The 6,007-nt window shown below is 53.7% G+C and carries 4 protein-coding genes; 2 read left to right on the forward strand and 2 right to left on the reverse strand.

Features of this window, described 5'->3' with window-relative positions:
* Window positions 1-89: 89 nt before the first annotated feature.
* Window positions 90-455, forward strand: coding sequence for a methylglyoxal synthase (locus tag ABFC84_01990; GenBank protein ID MEN6411517.1), 366 nt, complete (start codon window positions 90-92; stop codon window positions 453-455).
* A gap of 519 nt (window positions 456-974) precedes the next feature.
* On the opposite strand, the gene ABFC84_01995 is transcribed toward ABFC84_01990, so the two are convergent.
* Together ABFC84_01995 and ABFC84_02000 are read right to left on the reverse strand one after the other, a co-directional pair.
* Window positions 975-1,139 carry a hypothetical protein gene (locus ABFC84_01995; protein MEN6411518.1) on the reverse strand — a complete coding sequence of 55 codons (165 nt, stop codon included), beginning with the start codon at window positions 1,137-1,139 and terminating at the stop codon, window positions 975-977.
* A 38-nt stretch (window positions 1,140-1,177) separates the two neighbouring features.
* The gene (locus ABFC84_02000; protein ID MEN6411519.1) at window positions 1,178-1,330 is read right to left on the reverse strand and encodes a hypothetical protein; all 153 of its coding nucleotides are present in this window, start codon (window positions 1,328-1,330) and stop codon (window positions 1,178-1,180) included.
* A gap of 271 nt (window positions 1,331-1,601) precedes the next feature.
* On the opposite strand from ABFC84_02000, the gene ABFC84_02005 reads away from it, so the two are divergent.
* The coding region (locus ABFC84_02005; protein MEN6411520.1) for a GLUG motif-containing protein at window positions 1,602-6,007 on the forward strand (4,406 nt) is incomplete at its 3' end.

Here is a 6,007-nt window from a genome sequence, read left to right on the forward strand (position 1 = left end):
TGTCTGCCAGGATAGTGCCGGGTTTTTCTTTACAACCTGCCTTCCGTGGGATATTATGGAGCTGTAAACTCAAGAAGAAGGTGATTGTATTGAAAACAATTGCATTAATTGCCCATGACCGCAAAAAAGAAGCAATGCTGGCCTTTGCCAAACAACATCAGGCCGTCCTCGCCCAGCACCGCCTCATCGCAACCGCGACTACCGGCCGCATTCTCCGGGAAGCCACAGGCTTAGACATCACTGGTTACTTATCCGGCCCGTTAGGCGGCGACCTGCAAATCGGCGCCCGCATTGCCGCTCAGGAGGTTGATGTGGTTATTTTTCTCCGTGATCCCTTGACCGCCCAGCCCCACGAACCGGACATCACCGCCCTGCTCCGTGTCTGCGACGTTCACAACGTACCGGTGGCGACGAACGAAGCCTCCGCCCATCTGATTCTAGCAGCACTGGGATAAATCGGCGCAGCCACGCCGTATAACGCACAGTAAACCAGGGAACCGTCAAACGTCCCTTTTGACACAAGCTAATGCTAATAATATCCGCTTGTAAAAATATCCGGTCATATTAATTATTCCTACTGCTTATACTAGTATTGAACCGCACCTTATCGTCGAAAAATTCCGTTTCGCTACGACTTTTTGGATGACTGGGTGCGGCTCATAAATAATCATTAGCGAAGGTAAAGCATTGTCAGCGTTACTCTTCTCCTGGTAAAAATGAATTTCGAGGTGATCAGCATGGCTTACAGAGATAACGGCTCTTACCTTAGATTCCCTGACAGTCCCAAACGATCGAACAGCTCCCGCACGGTAGTAGGTATGGACGCAGCCGGTATGCACAGAAGAAAATTCCATTTGCGCCAATCTCCTGCCGTAAAATCGAACCAGAATGTCTATAATACTTTACCAGAGTAACTAAACCAGGCCGGCTATGCCGGCCTGGTTTTATAATGGAGCGGCCAGGACTTCAGCCACTCAGGCGCTGCCGAGCCGGACCTGCCCTGTTAAGGCATCCGGCTCGGCGGAATGATGCAGCTTCGCTGGCCGACGGAACGCCTGCTGAGCATTGGGAATGGAACATTTCGTCGGTATAGAAAAATCATCCCGCCTGATGATCTTCCGGGGGATCCCGGAATGCAATAAAAAGCCCCGGCCTTTGGCCGGGATGCAGCAAGCGGTTACTTGACCGCTTTTAATTTGGTTAATTCCGCTTCCTGATAAAACAGGCGAGTGTTTAAAGTGTCAAGCTTAGAATTCATATTGCCGATATCTTCTTTGGTGGCAAGATTGGCAACGACCTCCTGCGTAGCGGTGGTTAAGAGGGAAATCAATCCTTAACGGGGATAAGTCCCGCGTTTTTTTGTCTGTCATGGCGAACGTATATTCCCTGTGCTTTTAGAGAGTACCAAAAAATGGCGAAATTTGTTACAATAGCAGTAAATTGGAAAGGTTTGTCCTGCCGGCAGCAAAAGCCGGTATTTCTCAACGGGTCCGGCTTTTTCCCCCATAAAACAGTCCCGCTTCATTATCCATATGGATAATTCCAATTCTCACCATCTGTTTCGGCATACTCATTTCTTTCAATACATAGGAGGCTTTACAATGCAACGAAAATGGAAACGGCGCTGGCAGCGCCTAGCCAAACTTCTTCTGCCCCCGGTCGCGTCCGGGGTGCTGCTTCTCAGCGCCTACGGGCCGGTCTTCGCCAATCCCGCCGGCAGCACAGTAACCAGCGGGGCGGCTTCTATCGCCACAAACGCTAAAACCATGACAGTCACCCAAACGACCGACAAAGCAGCCATCAACTGGCAGAGCTTCAATATCTCTTCCGGCGAAAAAGTGCAGTTCATTCAGCCGGGAACATCTTCCGTGGCCTTAAACCGGGTCGTGGGCAACGACGCGTCGAGCATTTACGGTACCTTAAGCGCCAACGGCAAAGTCTTTCTCATCAATCCCAACGGGGTTTTGTTCGCCCCCGGCGCCCAGATCAATACCGGCGGCCTCGTGGCTTCCACACTAAATATTTCCGATAAAAATTTTGTAACCGGCAACTATACGTTCAGCGGCAGCGGCGCTGGCAGCGTCGTCAATCGGGGAACCATCACCGCCGCCAACGAAGCCGTACTCATCGGCCCTCAGGTAAAGAACGAGGGGGTTATCGCGGCCAAAGTCACCGGTCTGGCGTCCGGCAACAAAGTAAGCCTTGACTTTAGCGGCGATAACCTCTTAAATGTTGCCGTTGATACCGGTGCGGCGGGCGGCAGCGCCGTCAACAACGGGACAATCACCGCCGACGGCGGCCTGGTCGTTATGAGTGCCGGTACGAAGGACGCACTGCTTACTACCGTAGTCAACAACAGCGGCATCATCCGGGCCCAGAGCGTCAATAAGACGAACGGCGTCATCCGCCTGGAAGGCAATCGCGCAATCAACAGCGGCACCCTGGATGCCTCCGGCAAGGCCGCCGGTCAGACCGGCGGCACGATCAAAGTGCTAGGCGATACCGTAACCTTAGCCCAAGATTCAAATATTGACGTGTCCGGTGACGCTGGCGGTGGCACCACCCTCATCGGCGGCAATTTTCACGGACAGGGAACGGAATATACCGCCACTGCGACCATCGTTGATCAAGGCGCAGCCATCACTGCCGACGCCTTGACAATGGGTAATGGAGGAAAGGTGGCGGTCTGGTCCAACAGCACGACTACCTTTGCCGGCACCATCAGCGCCAAAGGCGGCAGCAAAAGCGGCAGCGGCGGCAGTGTGGAAACCTCCGGCCATACGCTGACTGTAGCCAGTACGGCTAAGGTCAATACATTGGCTGATCACGGTACTACCGGCAGCTGGCTGCTGGACCCTTATAACTTTACCATTGACGATACCGGCACTGCCGGTATGAAAGCAGCTGACCTGTCCGCCGACTTGCAGGCATCCAATGTTACCATACAAACCCTAGACGGGCGCGTCAGCGCCAGCGGAGTGCCACAGACGATTAGCTGCACCGCCGCCAGCAATGGCGATATCAACGTCAACAGCGAAGTGGACTGGTCCTCTCATACCTTAACTCTCAGCGCTTATAACAATATTCATATCAACGCCCCAATGAACGCCGCGGGAACAGCGGGGCTGGCGCTGGAGTACGGTCAAGCGGCCGCGGCGGGAAACACCTGCAGCTATTATGTGAACGCTCCCGTCAACCTGGCGAGTACGGCAAGCTTCAGCACGAAGCTGGGAAGCAGCGGAGCGACCAACACCTATACCATCGTCAACAGCACGGACGGTTTGGCACAGATGAATTTTTCATCAGACTATTACGCACTGGGAACAAACCTTGACTTTAACGGGCAGGGAAGGACTACTTCGGTTATCCCGATATTTAGCGGCACACTTGCCGGGCTGGGACACACGATCAGCAACCTGACGATCCATTCTGACAACATCGGCTACATCGGCCTATTCGGAGCGTCAGGCGGAACAATTCGGGATGTGGGATTAATAGACGATACGGTTACGAGTACAGGCAACAATAGCTACAATGTCGGCGGGCTTGTGGGACTCAACGCCGGAGGAACAATAACGGATTGCTACGCGACGGGCTCGGTTTCAGCTACAGGCAGCTCTACCTATGCCGGCGGGCTCGTAGGGCAGAACGACAATGGGACAATAACGAATTGCTATTCAACGGGATCGGTTTCAGGCAACAGTGCAGGCGGGCTCGTGGGGTGGAACTATTACGGTGGAACAATAAAAGATTGCTATGCGACAGGAACGGTTTCTGGCAACAGTGCAGGCGGGCTCGCGGGGAAGAACACCAACAACGCAACAATAGCGGACTGCTATGCGACAGGAACGGTTTCAGCTACAGCCAGCAGTAGCTATGTCGGCGGGCTCGTGGGGCAAAACGATGTCAGTAGTACTATCAGTAACTGCTACTGGGATGTGTTCAGTTCGAATACGACAGCAGGAGTCGGTTATGGCGGTACAGGTACTAACGGCAGTATCGCCGGTGTAACCTCCGGTTCAGATACTTCCATCTATCACAGTGCCTTTTCCAAGGCCAGCTACGCTTTTACAGATGCCGCGGGAGCCGACAATTTTGACGCCGACTGGTACATGATCGACGGTTCTACCCGCCCCTTCCTGCGCTCGGAATACTCCACCACCATCACCAACGCTCACCAGCTTCAGCTCATAGCAATGAACTTGGGTGCCAACTACACCCTAGGAAACAATATCGACATGAGCGAATTAACGCAAAACAGCGGCCTGTGGCGGACGGTAAACACAAAGGACAGCAACGGCAATTATGGCTTTGTGCCGATTGACGATGGCGCGAATTCATTTACCGGTACTTTCGACGGCGATGTTCACACCATCAAGGGGCTGACGATTACCTCTAACGCCAGTTGTGTCGGCCTGTTCGGTTCTTCAACGGGAACGATCCGGGATGTGGGGCTGGAACACGATACGATTACGGGTACAGGCAATAATGGATACTATTACCCTGTCGGCGGACTCGTGGGGTACAACTACAATGGAACAATAACGAATTGCTATGCGACGGGAACGGTTTCAACTACAACCAGCAATAGCTATGTCGGCGGACTCGTGGGGTGGAACCACAATGGAACAATCACGAACTGCTATGCGGCGGGAACGGTTTCAACTACAGCCAGCTATAGCGATGTCGGCGGGCTCGTGGGGAATAACCTCCATGGAACAATCACGGACTGCTATGCGGTGGAAACGGCTTCAGCTACAGCCAGCATTAGCTCTGTCGGCGGGCTCGTGGGTGGAAACGGTGGAACAATAAAGGACTGCTATGCGATGGGAACAGTTTCAGGTACAGGTAGCTCGAGCGATGTCGGCGGACTCGTGGGGTATAACGGCTCCGGTATAAAAATAACGGACTGCTATGCGGCGGAAGCGGTTTCAGCTACAGACAGCAGTAGCTCTGTCGGTGGGCTCGCGGGGAAGAACGACGGCACGGTAGGGGTTGACAGCACCGGCGCGTCCTCCCCCTGCTACTGGGATACTAGCAGGACGACGAATGGTTACGGTAGCAATAATGGTACGTTTAATCCCACCCTTGGCGGCACCGCGGCCAGCGGCGGGCTGACAACCGCCCAGGCAAAAGATACGTCCTACTATTCCGGCTGGGATTTCAACAGCACGTGGTATCGGGCCGATTCCGTGAACAACGACTATCCCATCCTGCGGTCGTCGCCGTATGTCCTGACGATAATAGCGAATAACAAAACCATTACCTATGGAGAGGCAATCCCGCACCTGACCTATAGCTGCGACAAATTATGGGCCGGCGACACCACTGACGTGATTACCGGATTGTCGCTGTCTACCACGACGGCAACTACGCCCGCCGCCGGCTCCTATATCATCACCGCCGGCGGGGCCAGCGCCACCAGTTCCAACGGACAAAGCTATATTATCATCTACAAAGACGGCACGCTGACAATCAATAAGCGCCCGATCATCATCAACCCCACTCCCGGTCAGAGCAAAATCTATGGCAATGATGATCCGGCTTTGACCTACAGCGTCGGTGCTACCACCTCGGATACGGGCATCGTTAACAATGATAGTGTAAGCTACACTGGGGCTTTAGCCCGGAACAGCGGTGAAAACGCGCGCGATTACCCGATCACATTGGGAAATCTGGTTTCCGCCAACAGCAATTATACGGTGTCGTTAAGTACCGCACCGGTCAACTTTACGATTACCCAGCGCCCGATCATCATCACGCCGACTGCGGGCCAGAGTAAAATCTACGGCAATGATGACCCGGCTCTGACCTACAGCGTTGGTGCCGCCGATGCGAATACGGGAATCGTCAACAATGATAGGGTAAGCTACACCGGGGCTCTATCCCGGAATACCGGCGAAAACGCGGCCAATTATGCGATTACAGCGGGAAATCTATCTTCCACCAACAGCAATTATGCGGTGTCGTTACGTACCGCACCGGTCAACTTTACGATTACCCAGCG

The organism is Veillonellales bacterium (genome assembly GCA_039680175.1).
In the GTDB taxonomy this organism is placed as follows: domain Bacteria; phylum Bacillota; class Negativicutes; order JAAYSF01; family JAAYSF01; genus JBDKTO01.